Source organism: Adhaeretor mobilis, assembly GCF_007741515.1.
Taxonomy (GTDB): domain Bacteria; phylum Planctomycetota; class Planctomycetia; order Pirellulales; family Lacipirellulaceae; genus Adhaeretor; species Adhaeretor mobilis.
The window spans coordinates 212,597-229,339 of the sequence record NZ_CP036263.1 but is presented as its reverse complement, the minus strand read 5'-3'; the positions used below and the strand labels follow the sequence as shown (position 1 = coordinate 229,339).

General features: G+C 53.9%; 9 protein-coding genes. 3 read left to right on the top strand and 6 right to left on the bottom strand.

Annotation, left to right across the window (positions count from 1 at the left end):
• Window positions 1-13: 13 nt before the first annotated feature.
• Together HG15A2_RS00875 and HG15A2_RS00870 are read left to right on the top strand one after the other, a co-directional pair.
• Entirely contained in the window at window positions 14-2,044 is a 2,031-nt protein-coding gene (locus HG15A2_RS00875; protein WP_218932228.1) for a metallophosphoesterase, read from the top strand.
• Window positions 2,041-2,916 (top strand): tetratricopeptide repeat protein, encoded by an 876-nt coding sequence (locus tag HG15A2_RS00870; RefSeq protein ID WP_145056911.1) that lies wholly within the window; start codon window positions 2,041-2,043, stop codon window positions 2,914-2,916. Before HG15A2_RS00875 ends, HG15A2_RS00870 begins: the two co-directional genes overlap by 4 nt.
• Window positions 2,917-4,002: 1,086 nt before the next feature.
• Here HG15A2_RS00870 and HG15A2_RS00860 read toward each other — a convergent pair.
• The 6 genes from HG15A2_RS00860 to HG15A2_RS00835 all read right to left on the bottom strand — a co-directional run bounded on the left by HG15A2_RS00860 (window position 4,003) and on the right by HG15A2_RS00835 (window position 13,420).
• Window positions 4,003-5,352, bottom strand: a complete 1,350-nt coding sequence (locus HG15A2_RS00860; protein WP_145056908.1) for an Nramp family divalent metal transporter — start codon at window positions 5,350-5,352, stop codon at window positions 4,003-4,005.
• Between the two features lie 112 nt (window positions 5,353-5,464).
• Complete coding sequence (locus HG15A2_RS00855) at window positions 5,465-6,796, bottom strand: Gfo/Idh/MocA family oxidoreductase (RefSeq protein ID WP_145056906.1); 1,332 nt, start codon at window positions 6,794-6,796, stop codon at window positions 5,465-5,467.
• A gap of 465 nt (window positions 6,797-7,261) precedes the next feature.
• Window positions 7,262-9,292, bottom strand: a complete 2,031-nt coding sequence (locus HG15A2_RS00850; protein ID WP_218932227.1) for a PEP-CTERM sorting domain-containing protein — start codon at window positions 9,290-9,292, stop codon at window positions 7,262-7,264.
• Between the two features lie 243 nt (window positions 9,293-9,535).
• Window positions 9,536-11,023, bottom strand: coding sequence for a hypothetical protein (locus HG15A2_RS00845; protein ID WP_145056902.1), 1,488 nt, complete (start codon window positions 11,021-11,023; stop codon window positions 9,536-9,538).
• A 147-nt stretch (window positions 11,024-11,170) separates the two neighbouring features.
• Window positions 11,171-11,923 (bottom strand): PEP-CTERM sorting domain-containing protein, encoded by a 753-nt coding sequence (locus tag HG15A2_RS00840; RefSeq protein ID WP_145056900.1) that lies wholly within the window; start codon window positions 11,921-11,923, stop codon window positions 11,171-11,173.
• 339 nt (window positions 11,924-12,262) lie between these two features.
• On the bottom strand, window positions 12,263-13,420 hold the full coding sequence (locus HG15A2_RS00835; RefSeq protein WP_145056898.1) for an ROK family transcriptional regulator: 1,158 nt from the start codon (window positions 13,418-13,420) through the stop codon (window positions 12,263-12,265).
• Between the two features lie 264 nt (window positions 13,421-13,684).
• Between HG15A2_RS00835 and HG15A2_RS00830 the strand changes: the two genes are divergently transcribed.
• Window positions 13,685-16,684, top strand: coding sequence for a GH36-type glycosyl hydrolase domain-containing protein (locus HG15A2_RS00830; protein ID WP_145056896.1), 3,000 nt, complete (start codon window positions 13,685-13,687; stop codon window positions 16,682-16,684).
• Window positions 16,685-16,743 lie beyond the last annotated feature (59 nt).

Here is a 16,743-nt window from a genome sequence, read left to right as displayed (position 1 = left end):
TGCATTTGTCCTCGTGAGTGCCCGATCTCATCTTGTTTGTGCTGACGGGACCGCGAGCGCCAAATCGGACCAACCCAAGATCTACCGTGGTCCCTATTTACAGTGTGCGACTACCGAGTCGATAGCGATCGTCTGGCGAACGAGCACGGATATTGATCCCGTCGTACGCTATGGCGTTTCTCCAGACAACTTAGAGTTTGAGTTGCAAGGCGACCAAATCATCCGTCGCATGTCTGTCGACGTTGCTGCAGTAAGTGATGCACCCATCGCGAGGGCTAATTTGCTTTACGACGAACCGCTAGGTCTCGGAGCTGATCGAAGCCCAAACGACCGCGATCCCTCCACACGTCCAGGCACTCGCCAGTACGAGGCATTCGCAACAGGACTCGCGATCGGAACGCGTTACTACTATGGAGTTTACGACGGCGACGAACTGCTCGCTGGTGCCGATGCTGAGCACCACTTCCAGACGCTTCCGAAGACTGATGAGGCGACTGACCTGAGACTTTGGGTGGTGGGAGATTCTGGAACAGGTGGTTCCGATCAGAAACTAGTTTTCCAAGCCATGCGCGAATTTTCAGCGTCGTCGCGCATACCCGATTACTTCTTACACGTGGGAGACATGGCCTACGGAGACGGAGCCGATGAGGAATTCCAAAGCAATTTTTTTGACATCTATCAATCGACGCTACGCAATACGGTGTGCTGGCCAGCAATGGGCAACCACGAGGGCCATACATCGCGCGGCATTTCACAATTTGGTCCCTACTACGATGCCTACATCGTACCGACAGCCTCCGAAGCTGGAGGTGTCTCTTCGGGAACCGAAGCCTATTACTCGTTCGACATTGGTCGTACGCATTTTATCTGTTTAGATTCCCACGACCTCGATCGATCACCCAACGGCGCAATGGCTCAATGGTTGATGTCCGATTTAGAAGTAGTTCAGGCCGATTGGCTAATCGCGTTCTGGCACCATCCGCCCTATACCAAGGGGTCGCACGATAGCGATCGCGAACAGCAGCTCGTAGAGATGCGGACTTTCATCATGCCCCTATTGGAGGCGGCAGGCGTTGACCTAGTGCTCGCGGGACATTCGCATATTTACGAGCGGAGCATGCTTATTGACGGAGCTTACGACACGCCTACTGTAGCAGAAGGGGTGGTGGTTGATGATGGCGACGGAAATCCAAGCGGCGATGGACCCTACCGAAAAAGCGCTGGGTTACAGCCACACAATGGCACAGTGGCAATCGTCGCGGGTCATGGCGGAGGGGGAGTGAGTCGCAAAGGGACGATGCCGATCATGCGAGAGATTGTAGTCGAGAACGGTTCGCTAATCATTGATCTTCACGAAGACACACTCACGGGCACGATGATCGACCGAAGTGGTAATAAGCGAGATCAATTTCAGATCATTAAACGAGGTGTGGTTGAGCACTCGCCAATTAGTAATCCGTGGCAGCCGAAACATGATCTCTCGCAGATTACCGAACACGTAGTCACTTGGGATTCCAGTTTCGAAGGCCGACTTCCACCCAAGTGGCAACTGCTTGACGATCGAGCAGGACGTATGAGCATTGAGCGGCGTGCAGGGACCCCTTATTACCAAGCAGTCGTGACCGCGGCGGAAGGCAATCTGATTGCAATCTATGACGGGATTGACGGACCAATCAATGAATGTCAGGTCTATCTAGAGTTCGTGCGTTCTGAAGCCCCTGCCGGACTAGTGCTCGGTTGGCAAGATGCAAACAATTACTGCAGTCTTCATATCGACCAGACAACCGAACGAGCGCTGTTCTACGTCGTACGAGGTGGAGAACGTAAGGCATTGTCCGATCGCAAGATCGATGTTGATTTTTCGGAACCGCTGAAGATCGAGCTCGAGCCCGTCAATCAGATTGTCGAAGTTCAAATCAACGACGAAATTGAATACACGGTCAACTTGGACCAACCACTTAAGGCTGGGCGCCTTGGCATTGAGGCAGAGCGAGGAGCGAAAATTCGCTTTGCAGGCTTCACAATCGAGAAAGCAAGACCATGACGTCTAATTACAGAAGCGTTTGCTTAATGACCTTAATGTATAGCTTAGGTGTGAATGCGCCTCTGGTACCAATTGCGGCGCATCACAGTCCTGAAGAGGTGATTGCTCATCTATCATCTCGTCTAGAAACACATGGCAACAACACGACCTTGCTACTGCGACGAGCAGACGAATGGCGTGTTTTGGGTGAGCCTTCCAAGGCTGCAAATGATTACGAGCACGCATTGAAACTTGAGGCGATGAATCCTCTTGCTTACTTGGGACTCGCTCGCACTCGTATCAGTCAAAAGCGCTATCGTGATGCAATCAAGATGGCGAAACGAGGTGTTGCGCTCGTTGATACACCTGATGCTCAAGCAGCCTTTCATGCAATAGTCGCATCCGCCCACGCTGAAATGAATAACCATCCATCGGCACTTGTTGCTTGGAAGGCAGCGATCGACTGCGAGCGTCCAGAAGTCGACTGGTTTTTGGGCCAAGCCCGCACCCTGAATAATCTCGGTCTTCACCCAGCAGCCCGTGATGCTTTGCTTGCAGCCAGAAACAGAAACCCGAGTGTCGTCTTGCAACGTGCGTGGATCGATTCACTCATCCTGTGTGGTGATTTCCAGATCGCCGAAAGACAAATTGACGCTGGATTGCAGCGATCTCACTGGAAGAGTTCCTGGCTGCTGCAGAGGGCCAAGTTACGAGTTGCAAGAAACGAACTGATTCTCGCTCGCCAAGATGCCGCTGCGGCTCTCAAGGAGATTGCCATCCGTACGACGCCCGATGTAGAGAATCCACTTTTAGAACAACAACAGCACGTGGCACAGAGTTTAGTCTTGAAACTCAGCCAAGCTGGACCTATTTCGAATTCATCTGGCAACTAGAGCCCGTTACCTGGCTCCTGCAACTTGAGGGGGCACTCATTCAAGTTGCTCAGCGCTAGCAATGCAAAAGAAGTTGAAGTAATTGGTATCGATGCAGTGTCACGGCGAGTCTACTCCACGGATGTTATTTGGAAGATCGCTCCCACGCCAGTTTGGCAATGCCTAGTGCATCCTTCGACTAGCTCTAGCGCCCTCTAGGCGAGCTAGTTAAGTTAGGTTCACTTCAACCAAGGAGGTGAATCGATGCAACCGTATTCGAAAGAACTTCGACGAGATGTACTCGCCGCTTGTGGTGCTGGTGGAGGTAGCCGCCAAGTCGCATTGCGATTCGACGTCTCAAGCAAGAGCGACGAGAAGTACGGAAAATTGCTCCCTCGAATACACGCAACCGGCACAAGATTTGGGAGCCGGATGCAGGGGGGATCTTGGCTGCGTTTGATGCGCAACCCTAACTCTATCTGCGAGAGTTGCAAGCCGCTGCGATCAAAGAACTCGACTGAGCGGTTTCCGACGTAACGCTCAGTCTCGCCTGCACCGCGTTGAAACGAACTCGAAAAAAAGACGCCAGTGGGCTGGTGAGCAACTAAACATCGATCCCTATCGTGTTGTGTTTCTCGACGAAACGTGGGCCAAGACCAATATGACACGGACTTTTGGACACAGCCATCGTGGAACTCGGCTCATCCAGCGCATCCCCAACAGTCGGTGGCAAACGACGACCTTCTTAGGAGCGATGCGTTCTACGGGCTTTGCAGCGCCGTAACGTGTCGAGGGGGCGATCAATGGTAATGTGTTTCGGGCTTGGGTGAAGCAGCATTTGGTATCGCTATTGCTAAGTGGAGAACAAACTCGTGGATTGTTTTCAAGCTGTGGAGCGATGTATCTCCAGTGATATCGCCTTCGAAACAAGACCCAAGACACGAAGAAGCTGAGTCCAACTTGACCGCACAGGATTCTTATTTTCTTGAGTCACTTTGCTATTCAAAAAGACTCATTTGGCGATGACGCCTTCTGGGGCATAAGCAACGCCCAGATACTGCGCCGCAGAATTTTTCCTTCGCAAGCTAGCGTCGGCCATCTCACACTTCAAAGCGATAAAGTCAGATAAATTCGCCAAGCGGTTCTAATGGCTAAACCAAAGATCACTAGGCACCCAAGGGCTGATATCGCTAGTAGCCTCTTCGATATTTCGATGCGATTTTCTCGCCGGTATTTAAAAGCTACCAACCAAAGAGACGCAGCAAGTAGTGGACCGCCTAGAACTGTGATCGCTTGTGCGAAGATAATTAAGGGCACGCGTGCGGCAGGCGTCGGAATTAAGCTGACGGCCATGCCCACGAGTAGCGTGGCGATGGTGAACAGCTTGGTCCAGCGAGAGTCAAGCCGCGCATCGAGGCCCAACCCGTCGGCGAGCATGGTGCCGCCGATGATCGAATTGACGAGAAACGAACTGACGGCCCCACCAAAAATGCCTAGGCAAAACAGCGCGGTTGCCGACGAACCGAACAAAGGTTCCAGTTGTCGTGCGACATCCGCAACGCTATTCAGTTGATCTACATCAACGCTCCCTGAAAGAACCGCCGCCGAAGTGACCATAATCATCAATGAGATGCAGACCAAGATAGTCGTACCCAAGACCGAATCGGCAAGTCCACGCCGCAGGTCAGTAACGGTCCAGCCTTTTTCTCTCACTAGATAGAACTGATAGAAAGCTCCAGCAACCGAAAAAGTCGTTGCAATCAAACCTTGCACAGCAAGCCACGGGTCGATAATGATTCGACCAGCGTCGGGCAGCGCAGGATTAGCAGGGGCCAGCTTGGGCCATAATCCGCCCGCAAGTGAATCGGGAATTTGTGGGATAAGGCCCTGCAAGAAACTAACGACAGAAGGCTTAGCCATTAATAAGTTTGCGGCAAAAGCGAGCAGCATTACGCCAACCAGAACGACCATCATCGTTTCCAGTGGCTTATAGAGACTCTTAAAACTATAAAGTGAGGCGATCAGAAACAGATTCATCCCTATGAGAACCGGCTTCTGCCAACCTTGCTCGGCTGAGATCAGCGGTTCAAGTGCCGCCAAGACTCCCAAGTTGTTGCTAAACTGAAAGCAAGAAGCAATCAGAAACACACTCACGCCGGCGAGAATGCCGATGGGCCTGCCTAAGCACCTGGAAATCTCTGTACAGGGAGATTCCTTGGCCGCCACGCCGACGCGAGCGGCCAGCGCAACGGTTGCCATCATGAGGATGCCCGCGCCTAGCAATAGCCAGACGAGTTGGTATCCAAACTGACAACCAACCTTGGAACTAGTAAGAATGCTCCCAGGCCCGAGTACCACACAAGCGACAATGATGGCCGGACCCAATGATTGGGAGTAACGGCGGAAGCCCTGCGGCCGGAGCTTGGATGCGGTCGGCGTCGGGTTAGTACTAGACATTGCCAGATCACAGTTTTCATATCTATAGCGAATCGAAGCGTCATGAGGTGCTAGACTGGTCAGGTCGCTCGATCGCCGAGGAAAGAAGTTGCAGATCGCTTCAGGGATGTAGCTAAGATACTTGTTTGGTTCCTGGGATAGCAACCGGCTGCACTGGGATATCTGTCCAAGCGAACTCCGTGGGGCCGAGTCGCTGCTCGCTGTTGAAGCACTCGTCCCAAGTAACGGTCTTTCCCGAGTAGGCTGCCATGCGACCCATCACACCGATCATTGTGCTGTTGCACATGTAGTGGCCGTTGTTGATTGGCTCGCCGGCGCGAATACTCTCAAACATCTCCTTGTGCTCTTGTCGATACATACTTGGCTTCGGGCCGCGATAACGCCACTTCTTCCCTGTTGCGCTTCCGATTGGCTTGCTCTCCAGTCGATTGCGGAGGATTTCCGCCTGCCCATTGGTACCGAGGACGGTTTCATCCACGTGCGTATCGGTGCCATCTTGCTGGCGACAGGTGAAGTAGACTCGCTGTCCAGTAGGGTACTCGTAGAAGACTGTAAAGTGATCGTAGACGTTCCCGTACTTCGCGTCAGTTCGTTGTTGTCGCCCTCCTAGTCCCATTGCCTGGGTAGGCTGAATGTCACCCAGCAGCCAAGCAGTCTTGTCGAGCGAGTGAATTGCCTGTTCGAGAATGTGATCGCCTGATAACCAAGTGTAGTAGATCCAATTGCGAACTTGATACTCCATCTGACTCCACTCGGGATTGTTTCCGCGGTGCCAGAGCTGGCCACTGTTGTAGCTCGACTCGATAGAGACAATCTCGCCGATGGCCTTTTCTTCGAGAATCTTACGCATGGTTTCTCTGACACCTAGGTCGTAGCGCCAGCACAGACCGGAGACCACCGCTAGGTTTTTTTCCTTCGCGAGCCGGCAAGTTTCCATCACGCTACGCACGCCGGGTGCATCGACGGCGATCGGTTTCTCGACGAAAGAGTGCTTCCCCTGTTGCACAGCGTAGGCAAGGTGTTGCGGGCGGAAGTGGGTTGGCGTCGTGAGCAGCACTACATCACAGGCGTCGATCACATGGCGGTAATTGTCGAACCCGTCAAAGATATGCTCCTCATCAACTAACACGCGACTACCAAGCTCTTCATCCTCACGCAAGTCACTCAAGCACGTTTCCGCCCGATCGCGGAACGTATCTCCTAGGGCGACTAGCTTCGCATGGGGATCAGCCGACAAGGCATCTAGTGCAGCCCCGGTGCCACGACCTCCGCAACCCACTAGGCCCACACGGAGTGTTTCGTTGCCGCCAGAGTGGACATTGCCCGCTTCCACCTTGCTCGTCGCGGCGAAGGTGCTGCCCAGCGTGGTTAAACCTGCGGCCACGCCGGCAGTGGCTCCCGAGGCTTTAAGGAAGTTGCGGCGTGTAGGGATGTTTTCAGACATGAACTATTCTCCGGTTGAATCTCGTTCTCGTTGAATTACTTAACAGGCCAACGCTAGCTCATGCGGCATACGATTGGCTTTATCGGTGACTCAGTCGAGGGCCCTGATGGGAACTTCGGTAATGGACCAAGCGGGAAATGTAGTTGGTGATGGGGCTCGTCGCATCGTTGGCAAATGAATGCCGCCATCGCAGGTGCGTGCCCCACAGGACGGGATTGTTTCCAGCAGCCAACCCGCGGTGCTAATCCTACCCTACTCAACGGGCTTGTAGGAGCGCTATGGATAAATACGTGGGTAGATTCGCTGAGGAAAGCTTTCAGCGGGAATGGCTTTCGGTTCACCAAGCACTACGAAGAGTCGGGAGTTGGCGGTGCCAAGTGCAAGGTTTGAGGTCACGGTAATCATTTTGCGACGCGAAAGTGACCTACTTGCCATGGGTTGTAGCCTCCCGCGAGAGGCGAGTCCTCAATATTTTAGTTGGCATGCAGGAGCCAGCGAGCGACGACGACCTAGCCCCATGATCCCAGCTACGATCATCAGCAGCAAGCCACTGGGCTCTGGCACGACAGACACGCTCTGCGTAGCAGTGGCCCCCGAAGCGGAGAGAGCACGCTGAAAGACTAGAAAGTCTAATCCATCGGTACTTCCATTCCCGTTGGTATCGCCGAGGGAGTTCACCCCGTAGCTAGTTTGAAATACCGAGAGATCGCCCGAATCGACATCGAAATCGTAGTTGAAGTCTCCAACTACCAAAGCTCGTTGACCGTAGGTGGGAAGTTCTTGCCCCGCCTCGTAAGCGCCCATGTCGGGACCGCTGCCGAGGAAATCGTCGTTCACGCCTGGTATGACTTCTGCCTGATCAATAACGGGAGCCGAGTTTCCTAGTCGCAAGTCCTGCGGCATGTGCTCGGTAAGTACCTGAGTTTTGGTCGTAGGTTGGCTAACGCCCGGAAACAAGGGCCCCATATCCGCGGCGCTAATCCCAGTGAGGATCATTCCGTTCTGCTCGACGGTGAGAAAAGGCGTGGAGTTGGGATTGTAAATACGAGCGCTGTTGATGGGGCTCGCTGCGGTGGTGATTCCGACCGCGTCGTAATCGTAATCACACGACCCATCACAATTGCGCAGGTCAGCCGGACGACTATTCCCAGCACTGTAACCATTGATATCCCCCACGTCCACGCCACCGATTGCTAAGTTATTACGGAACAGTGCGTTCGAATACTCATTGCCACTGTTGGTAAACAAACCCGAGCCCACTTTGACAACAGTGTTGTGCATAATCACATCACCAGTGCTAAATCGATTCGGTTTGAAGGGCACGCTGGTGACATTGTACATGACGTTGCGCATGATGTAGGTCGGTCCCCCCAGCGTTGGCTGGGTACTTATACCGATGAATGCGTCGGTGATGCGATTCTCGTAGACGCGGACATTACCTTGCGTGAAATCTGCTTCAACGCCATCATCGCCCGCGACGAGAATCTCGTTGTTGTGGATGTCGATGCTCCGCTGGTCGGCTGTACCGCCCTCGAATTCCAGGGTGGAGATGTTATCACGAAAGCCACGCACGGTATTGTACGCAATAACATTGCCCGGGCCGCTGATCTCGATTCCTTCACCGACATTATTGCCCGAGGCCCCCAGCGAGTTTTCAGCCCAAACGGTTTGCCCCTGGACGATGTTGTCCACGATGTAACCGTTGGTGGCGTCACTCAGTGCGCGAATGCCGTGTCGGGCGTTGATCGTGTTGCGGGCGATGACAAAATCGCTCGCCCCGTTAGCTTTGATCCCATGCCCGTTAGGGCTGTTCACTTCCAGCCCCATGATGATCACGTTGCTTTTACCTTGGAGATCGATGCTAGAGAACTGAGCCGGATTATCAAACTGCTGACTGCGGTAGATCATCGGATTGCCAGGCGTACCACTTTCAACGACCAATTCTCCGTGAAACCCCGGGGCGAGCTCAACGAGCGTCCCTTGGGTGAAGTCGGGAAGCGCACGTGTGCCAACATTAATCGACTGCTGCTGGGAGCCTCCATTGGGATCGGTGAGGTCCAATTGAACTTCGTAGTTAGTGCCTGGATCGAGACCGAAGAGGCTGCCCGAGTACTTGGTGGTCCAACTTTGTCCCCCAGCGTTGTTGTTGGTTCCACCCTCGACGCGACGGAGCGGCATTCCCTGGGACCAGGTCGTTGAGCCAACAGGACGGTACTGAATGTCAACCGAAGCATTGTTGTTGTCGTCCCCACTGAATTCCCACTCGAAGGAGAGATTTTCGAAGGTGGGAAACGGTGCGGTAAGAGAGCCCGCCGTGATGGAATCGATTGCCTTAACGTGACTCAGCGAGAAGGTTAGCGCTAGAACGAGAGAACACAGCCCCAAGAACGGAACTGCTTTGAGCCTAGGTGTTGCTACCTTGAACATTCGCGGCCAGAGCCTGCTAGGGGCGACAACCGACCCCAAGGATTCTCGCACTGGGTTTGACTTCAACATAAGATTCGGTTCTCTATCTCGCGCCGAGATTAGGTGGCTTGGATGAAACGCGGGTACATCAGCTAGGACGCTGTTTACCCGATGGGTGAATACAAAGCCCCTCCGTCGCCGCCCTTGCATCGGCACTTTGGTGGCCGATGCAAGGACAGAGACATGAGGGGTTGATCTCTCTCTGCGAAAGCTGATCGCAGAGAGGTTAATTCGGACGATTGTAAAATCGTCTCAATAACGGTTGAGATAAAATTAGCTCTTCTTGCTGCTGCGATTTCCTAACAGCATCATTCCCATCAAGAGCATTACAGCGGACGTCGGTTCGGGGACCTGAGAGACTGAGGCGGCTCCCGAAGCAACAGTGCCATAGTTATCTTGGAACAACTGCAAATCACCAGCACTAGGTGGGTTGCTTGCCTCGCCCCGCTGCCAAGCGAGGAAGTCGGCTCCATCGACATCGCCTTCGCCAGTGAAGTCGCCTGGTTGTCCAGTAGCACCTTCGATTAATTCCAAGATGTACTCAAATCCACCACCAGAATCGACACCCCATCGGCTGTAGTCCCAATCGAAGCCTGCCGGAGCAGGAGCAACGTTGGCCGCTGAGACCGTTGGTTGAGTCGAGCCATTAGGTTGAATCAAATTAAAGTTCTCACCAAGTGAAGGCGTGTAGTTTGAGAAATCGACTTCCACGATACCGCCCGAGAGGTCGATTGTGGAGCTATCATTCATGCGGAGCTGGGTGGTTTCGCCGTTGCTGAGGACAGGGAATACGACTTTGCCCGTACCGGTCTGCGTGTAGCTCGACTGCGCGCCAGTCGCATTGCTGAACTCAAACAACGTACGGTCGCTAGTCCCCGATAAAACTCCGTCACCGAGGATAAGAGTACCGCCACTATTGGTAACTGTGGGGCCGCTGAACCTATCAATGCCCGTCAGTACTCCACCAGTGATATTGATGCTTGCCTTGTCAGCACCGCTGGTCGGCGAGCGATCAAGGATTTGATAGGGCTCACTTCTGGCTAAGTTGTAGACAGCCGTTACTGAGCCACCGGAAATGTCGAGTGAGCTTCCTGCGAAGAGCTTGAGGTCTGAAACGTCACTTGCGCTGCTGATGCCAAGAGTAAGTTCGCCTCCGGAAACCAGAAGTTTGTTGCTAGTTCCCGCTCCGGCCGCAACTTGCCCTGTAGTCGCTCCGAGAAAGACCCGCCTCATTGTTGCAATACCACCTGAGAATTCGGCAAGCGTATCAAGTCCACTGGGTGCGAAGATGCCTCCCGTAAAGTCGACCGATCCGCCCGATTGGTGCAATGTCGCTACACCCGACCCTTGCCGCCCGAGCTGGGTGTTACCACCGACCATCAAAGTACTTACACCGGTACCTTGAATGTTCAGTGTGGCAGTCAAGCCGGGAGGAGGTGATAGGTCGTTGTAAGTAGCAATTTCTAAAACGCCAATCTGGTTGGAACTGCCTGCCACGCCATTGAGATTAATAACCACATCGTCACCGGCACCGACTACGCCACTACCGCCGCCAATCACACGACCTATTTTGACATCGTCGCTACTTGAACCCCCGGGAGGAGCGGCGTAGGGAATGCCCCCAAGATCGACCCAATCTGCCGTTGTATTCCAATCGGCGGGTGAATCGTTATTTGGGACAAAGCTCAGTCCGAAGGCAGGCGAAACGCCCAACGCTACGATGCAGGCAAGCGACAAGCACCGCTGAGATAGTTTTTTCATCTTGTTCCACTCCCACTCTTGGTAAATTCGAAAAAGGAAAATGCTGGGGGGGGTCCAAGCTCGACGAGCATTTTGCAGGGATTGTCCTACAAAATGCTCGCCATGCTTTTTCCGTACTCTGGACTCTTAAAAGTACTATTCAGTTACTTAAATTCTGCGGCGAGCACCTAGCCCCAGCACACCAACCATGCCTAGTAGAGCGAGCGATGTTGGTTCGGGCACAGGTGCGCCGAACTCAGCAAGTGAAATGCTAGCCATGGTTGACCGTTGGCCCATGGTGGAAGCTAGTGAAAACGCTTGTGTAACGCTATCCGCGGTAAAGTTTGCCAACACCGAAAATGTGCCGCCAGTACCGGTGGTGAACTCGGCAGATTCGTCTACACCAGATACAATTTTCTGCGAGCGACTCGAACCATTATCTGTGGACATAAGGAATTGTGCGCGGTAATCGCTTCCGATCGTGAGCCCACTAATAGTCATTTCCGTCGTGCCATCGCCCGCACTAGTAGCGTTGGACCGTAGGAGTTCGCGGAAATCACCCGAGGGTAGCGCATTTGGGAACACACGGTCCGAGTAACCTGTCTCGTAAGCAATCGTTATGGGACCTGTGGTAACCGACACTGACCCACCGGTCGTTGGGACGTCACCTCCGTCGCCATCGATGGTACCGGCAAAGAGCACACCATTGACAGTACGATCCGCGGCTTGACCGGCGTTGACGGCGGCAACGATATTGTCGTTGAGTACCGAGGACTCAGGAATCCCACCACCGAGCCCATCGTCGAACAGCGGCGTAACTGAAAAGCTTACCGGTGCAGCGTCTACTGATTGAACAACGACGAAGGTGGCGAGCAGGAAGAGACAACTAAACGATAGGCTACATTTCTTAACACACTTCATGAGAACTTCTCCTAGGATAAGTAACTCGGAATTGGATCCGTTGGACAGCAATCCACCCCTCCAACGATGCCCTAACGTTAGGACACACAACGTTTGCCACCTCAACTCTGATCTCTTATCTAGCAAAAAGGCCAGTCATTTAGACGAAACCATGCCCCATGATGCTTCGCCGCTAGCCTTTTTGCTAGATAATTAACCTTCCTAATAAACGAAACTAATGCAACCGTTAGAATCTGTCAAGCATTTTGTCGATTTCGCCGGTCGGGTGACTTACGCGGCCGAACAGCCCGTGCTAGGAAGCGACACGCAGTGCTAGAAGAGGCAGTCGGAGAGCTGCGATCAAGACCACTGCGGGATGCGAAAAATGCGCTGCAGCGTCGGCACCACGGCCCCGCGAACGACGCCAAATTCACCCAATGAAGAAGCAACCACGCGTGTCTGCGCGGGCTTGAAAGTGAGTTCGTTGCTAGCGAGAAAGTTTTCAATCTGCTCTAAGAGGGCATCGCGTAGTGCAGGCTCGTCCGAATCGATCATGAGAACCCCAGGTTCGATGAGGCACAGAATACTCAAGACGACTTGAGAAAGATGGTCGCCGAGTCGCGAGACGGCTTTCAGGGCGATGGGGTCGCCCTCCTGCATTGCCTTGCAGAGGGAAGCCACGTCCTTGGTCAAATCCACCTTGCCCTGGTGGCCAGACTCTTCCAGCAATTCTTGAGCGTGAACGAGCGGGTGGGTGATTTTAGTCCTCATTTCCCCTGCCGCTCCGAACTGGCCGTGGAACGGCTCGCCGTTGATGATAATCCCAACGCCCAAGCCGACTTCTTTCGAAGAAACATCGTCGAAGCGAATAAACATGAAAACGAGGTGGTTAACTGACTCGGCTGTGTCAAAGAGCTGGGCAGCCATCCCGCCCGCCAAAGAGTCGTTCACAACGTCGGTAGGTAGTTTCCAGCGATCTTCGCAGAGCTTCTTGAATGGAATATCCTGCCAACCAAACGCCTTGCTCCACCGCACATCCCCCGCCGGTCCACCTAAGCAACCCGGCATGGCGACCCCAACTCCCTGCAGTTCGTCCCATTGCATGTCAGCGAGGTTGAGTAGCCTGGAGCCCACCTCATGCAGTTCTTCAATAGCATCCTGGGGGGAACTCGGCGTAAACGGCACTTTTACTTGAGTACACAGATCGCCTGTCAGTCCGCAGAGTCCAGCTAACAAACTACGTTCGCTCAACTCGAAACCCAGCGCCCTGGGCTTGGTTTGAGCCAGGGCGATCATCCTCGGAGACCTACCCCTTGCGGTTGTTCCCAGGCCAACTTCCTCGACGAGTCCTTCTTCGATCAACTCTTTAACAACCGCTGACACCGTGGGAGGCCGTATTGCAATCTGTTTGGCTAGATCAGCACGAGAGATTTCACCGTCCCGCCTGATCTTGTCGAGAATCAGACGTCGATTGATAAAGCGGTTCAGTTCAGGCTTGCCGGTCAATAATGTTGACATGAAATTTACATTAGTTAGGATAGTGAATTAAATCAAGCTGCTCCCTTGCGGCTTGCCCTAGATTGCCTGGGGCAACGTCCTGCTAGCTACTTGCTGCTTGTGAAATGAGTTAGGAACATCTGCTGATAAGGGCCTGTCGGGTTCTCCCCGACACTTGCATCATATCATAGACGTTCTTGCTCGCTTCGACGCCATAATAATCGTTCACCCACTGGCTTACTGCCAGTCGCATGGTCAATTTCTGCGTATTGGGAAGAGTTGGGTATGCCACAGGAACCTATAACCCTCGATGATAATGCCGCTGGTCGCACTGAATTAGGGCAAACTACTCAGGCGAGAGATGCACTACGCAGCAGCAAGACACCTGCGGTAGGAGATGCTTGCAAGTCTCCTCAGGAAAATCTGCAAAGTCCAACGAGCAGTTTAGCCTCTGAACTGGCAGTAATTCGAGAGCTAGTCGCTGATTGCGAAAACCAAATCCAACGAGGTGACGCGCGTCGATTGCCCGGCAATACAGCGTTCCTTGCTGATGGCAGGGTACTGTGTCGAGAACGCAAAATAGGGGAGAGCCGCTACCCCTATGGATTAGAGGGCTTTAATTTTTGGGTCAGTGCCACGGGCGCGATGCACGCCAATCAGGGTCTATTCTTCCTCTTTTTGCCTACTCCGGAAGGTCGCGAACCACCGATTGCCTTCTTTGCTGGGTGCCGCCCAGAAGATAGTGAGTTCATAGACGGCGATCTCTATGCGCCGCATTCGCTCCTACCGACTCCGGTGATAGACCAGAGCGAAGGGCGTACGGTTGATAGATACACCGTTTTTGGGCACGATGCGGCCTATTTTGTCTCGGAAACCCCAGAGCTACTCACCATAGTCCGAGTGTTTGTCGATCAAACACATGCTCAACAGGAAGGCCAGGAAGGCATCGCGTCGGCAGCCCGTCTACACTTTTCGACCCACGTCGAAAATCGAACCGGCCGACCACTGGAGACTTACTCCTCAGCCTACTTCAACCCCTTCTGTCGCCATAGCTTTGGCGAGAGCAACGAGGATCGTTGGTACAAGCAGGTGTGGGTGGATTCGCACGAAGGGGCTTCCCAGACAGCGGCTCCGTCGCATGAAGACTCATCAAAGGGGCATTCCCCGGCCGCCCCTGGCGATATTTACTTACCGTCATTTATCGTCCGCGTGAATGAGGAGTTGAATCGCCTGCAATCGATCAGCAACTTCGCACTCCTGCGACGAGCTGTAGGAATGACCAACGCCATCACGGGGCATCCGGTCGATCTCTCCATGAAGCCTGCCAAACAGGACGCGGATGCACCGCTTGCTAGTGGCGAAATGACAGCCCAGGTATGTACTTCTCGACAAGCCTATGTCGGCGCTCGACGGCGCACCCTCGGCAGCTCTAAGTTCCTTACTCAGGGACACTTCGAAGAGGATGTGCCGCTGACAGTATTTACCGACAACGCAGTCGCCGGAGATCTGCTTCGTTTCGTGCTTCCGCCAGACACGTATCTGTCGATGGAGTACAGCCTTTCTATGCCAACTAGTGAAGCCGCTTTGGAGGAAGAGAAAACCGTGCCCCTCGGGCTGGCAGACCCTTCAGCCGCGATGTCGAGGGTGCGTCGGAAAATCCAAGAACCGGGTGACTTGAAGCTCAGTGTCGTGGGAGCTGGTCCTGGCGGGCTTGCCGAAGAATCGGTCAATCATTTCTTTGGCTACTTGAAGAAACAGGTCGCGATTTGTGCCTTGCTAAAAGGCTATATGAATCCCACGCCAAATTCCTTGATCGGCATTCGGGATGTCTTCCAAGCGATCGAAGGGCACCTCTTCGATCGCCCGCTGGAGTCCAGGGAGAAGATCCTTGAAGCGTTGGCATACGTACTCGAGGACGGTCGTTGTCCTCGGCAGTATTCGTTGCCCGAGAATGGCAAGCCGGGGCGCGCCGATTTGCGCGAGTACATTGATCAAGGCGTTTGGGTCGTTTCAGCAATTCACACCTACTTAGCAGCCACCGGCGACGCTTCCCTCTTAGCGGAGATCGCCGGCTACCACCGAGTGTCGCCCGCTGACCCGCTGGTCATTGAGGAGTCCGAGCGCCGAGATACGGTACTCGACCACTTGAACCTCATCATGGACTACCTCACTCGCCAACGCGACCCGCAGACAGGGCTTGTCCTTGCTCTTTACGGGGATTGGAACGACGCCATTGATGGCCTTGGACTGACGACCGACCCCAACGAAAAGTTTGGCACTGGCGTAAGCGTGATGGTCAGCTTGCAGTTGTACCAGAACTGTCGAGAAATGATCGAGATGCTTCATGCATTCGGTCATGCGGATTCCGAACAGCTCGGATCCGACAATCCCGTGCAACGGTACCGCCTGCTCGAAAGGCAACTACACGAAGGGCTGCTGAAGCACGCCGTCGTTCGTCAGGATGGCGAGAGCCGAATCGTCCACGGTTGGGGAGATCGCCGCTCTTACTACGTCGGTAGTTTTTGCGACCCTGATGGAGCAGCGAGAGACGGCCTGACCTCGAATGCCTACTGGATCCTCTCCGACATGATTCGTACTGAATTGTCACTGCGAGAGCCGGTACTGGCCGCGATGGAGCGGCTGGACTCAACCTACGGAATGAAGACTTTCGAGCCTGGTTTTACACGCGCCGACGAAGGGGTTGGACGCATTGGCAAATTGCCCGTTGGTTCGGCAGAAAACGGTGCCACCTACGTACACGCCACAACTTTCGCGATTGCCGCCCTCTTTAAGATCGGAGAGTCCGAGAAGGCCTGGGAACAAATCCATAAAATCCTCCCCTTTGCTGCCCATCACAAGACACTCAGCCACTCTCCGTTTGTGATGCCCAACTCCTACTCAGAGAACCCCGAATTCAATCTTACCGGCCAGAGCATGGACGATTGGCAAACCGGGAGTTCCAACGTGCTGCTCAAGCTGTTCATTCGGTACGTCTTCGGGTTCCAACCAACCCTAGACGCTTTGGAAATTGCTCCTGCCGAGGGGTTCCCGTTTGCTGCGTTCGAGTTTCAGGCAACGGCGCAGGGCCGCCGCGTGAAACTCTGCCTGGAGCGCCCAGCAGCGGATCAGGCACTGCAACGCCGCGAAATCTACTTGGACGGCAAGCAGTTGAACCTCGAAACGCCCGACGAGCTGAGCGGCTTACGTCACGCGCGGATTCCGTACGCGGAACTCTCCAAAAATACGGTGAACCAAATCCGGATTGTCGAGCCAAACGCCCGCTGAGTCCGACTCTGTGAATCGCCTGGTTGTTGGGAGTGTTCAGCTGACCAGAGACGACGAGC

Bases quoted from the DNA above. Each gene is read 5' to 3' on its own strand.
- HG15A2_RS00870 (WP_145056911.1), top strand. From the start codon at position 2,041: ATGACGTCTAATTACAGAAGCGTTTGCTTAATGACCTTAATGTATAGC.
- HG15A2_RS00860 (WP_145056908.1), bottom strand. From the start codon at position 5,352: ATGTCTAGTACTAACCCGACGCCGACCGCATCCAAGCTCCGGCCGCAG.
- HG15A2_RS00855 (WP_145056906.1), bottom strand. From the start codon at position 6,796: ATGTCTGAAAACATCCCTACACGCCGCAACTTCCTTAAAGCCTCGGGA.
- HG15A2_RS00850 (WP_218932227.1), bottom strand. From the start codon at position 9,292: ATGTTGAAGTCAAACCCAGTGCGAGAATCCTTGGGGTCGGTTGTCGCC.
- HG15A2_RS00845 (WP_145056902.1), bottom strand. From the start codon at position 11,023: ATGAAAAAACTATCTCAGCGGTGCTTGTCGCTTGCCTGCATCGTAGCG.
- HG15A2_RS00840 (WP_145056900.1), bottom strand. From the start codon at position 11,923: ATGAAGTGTGTTAAGAAATGTAGCCTATCGTTTAGTTGTCTCTTCCTG.
- HG15A2_RS00835 (WP_145056898.1), bottom strand. From the start codon at position 13,420: ATGTCAACATTATTGACCGGCAAGCCTGAACTGAACCGCTTTATCAAT.
- HG15A2_RS00830 (WP_145056896.1), top strand. From the start codon at position 13,685: ATGCCACAGGAACCTATAACCCTCGATGATAATGCCGCTGGTCGCACT.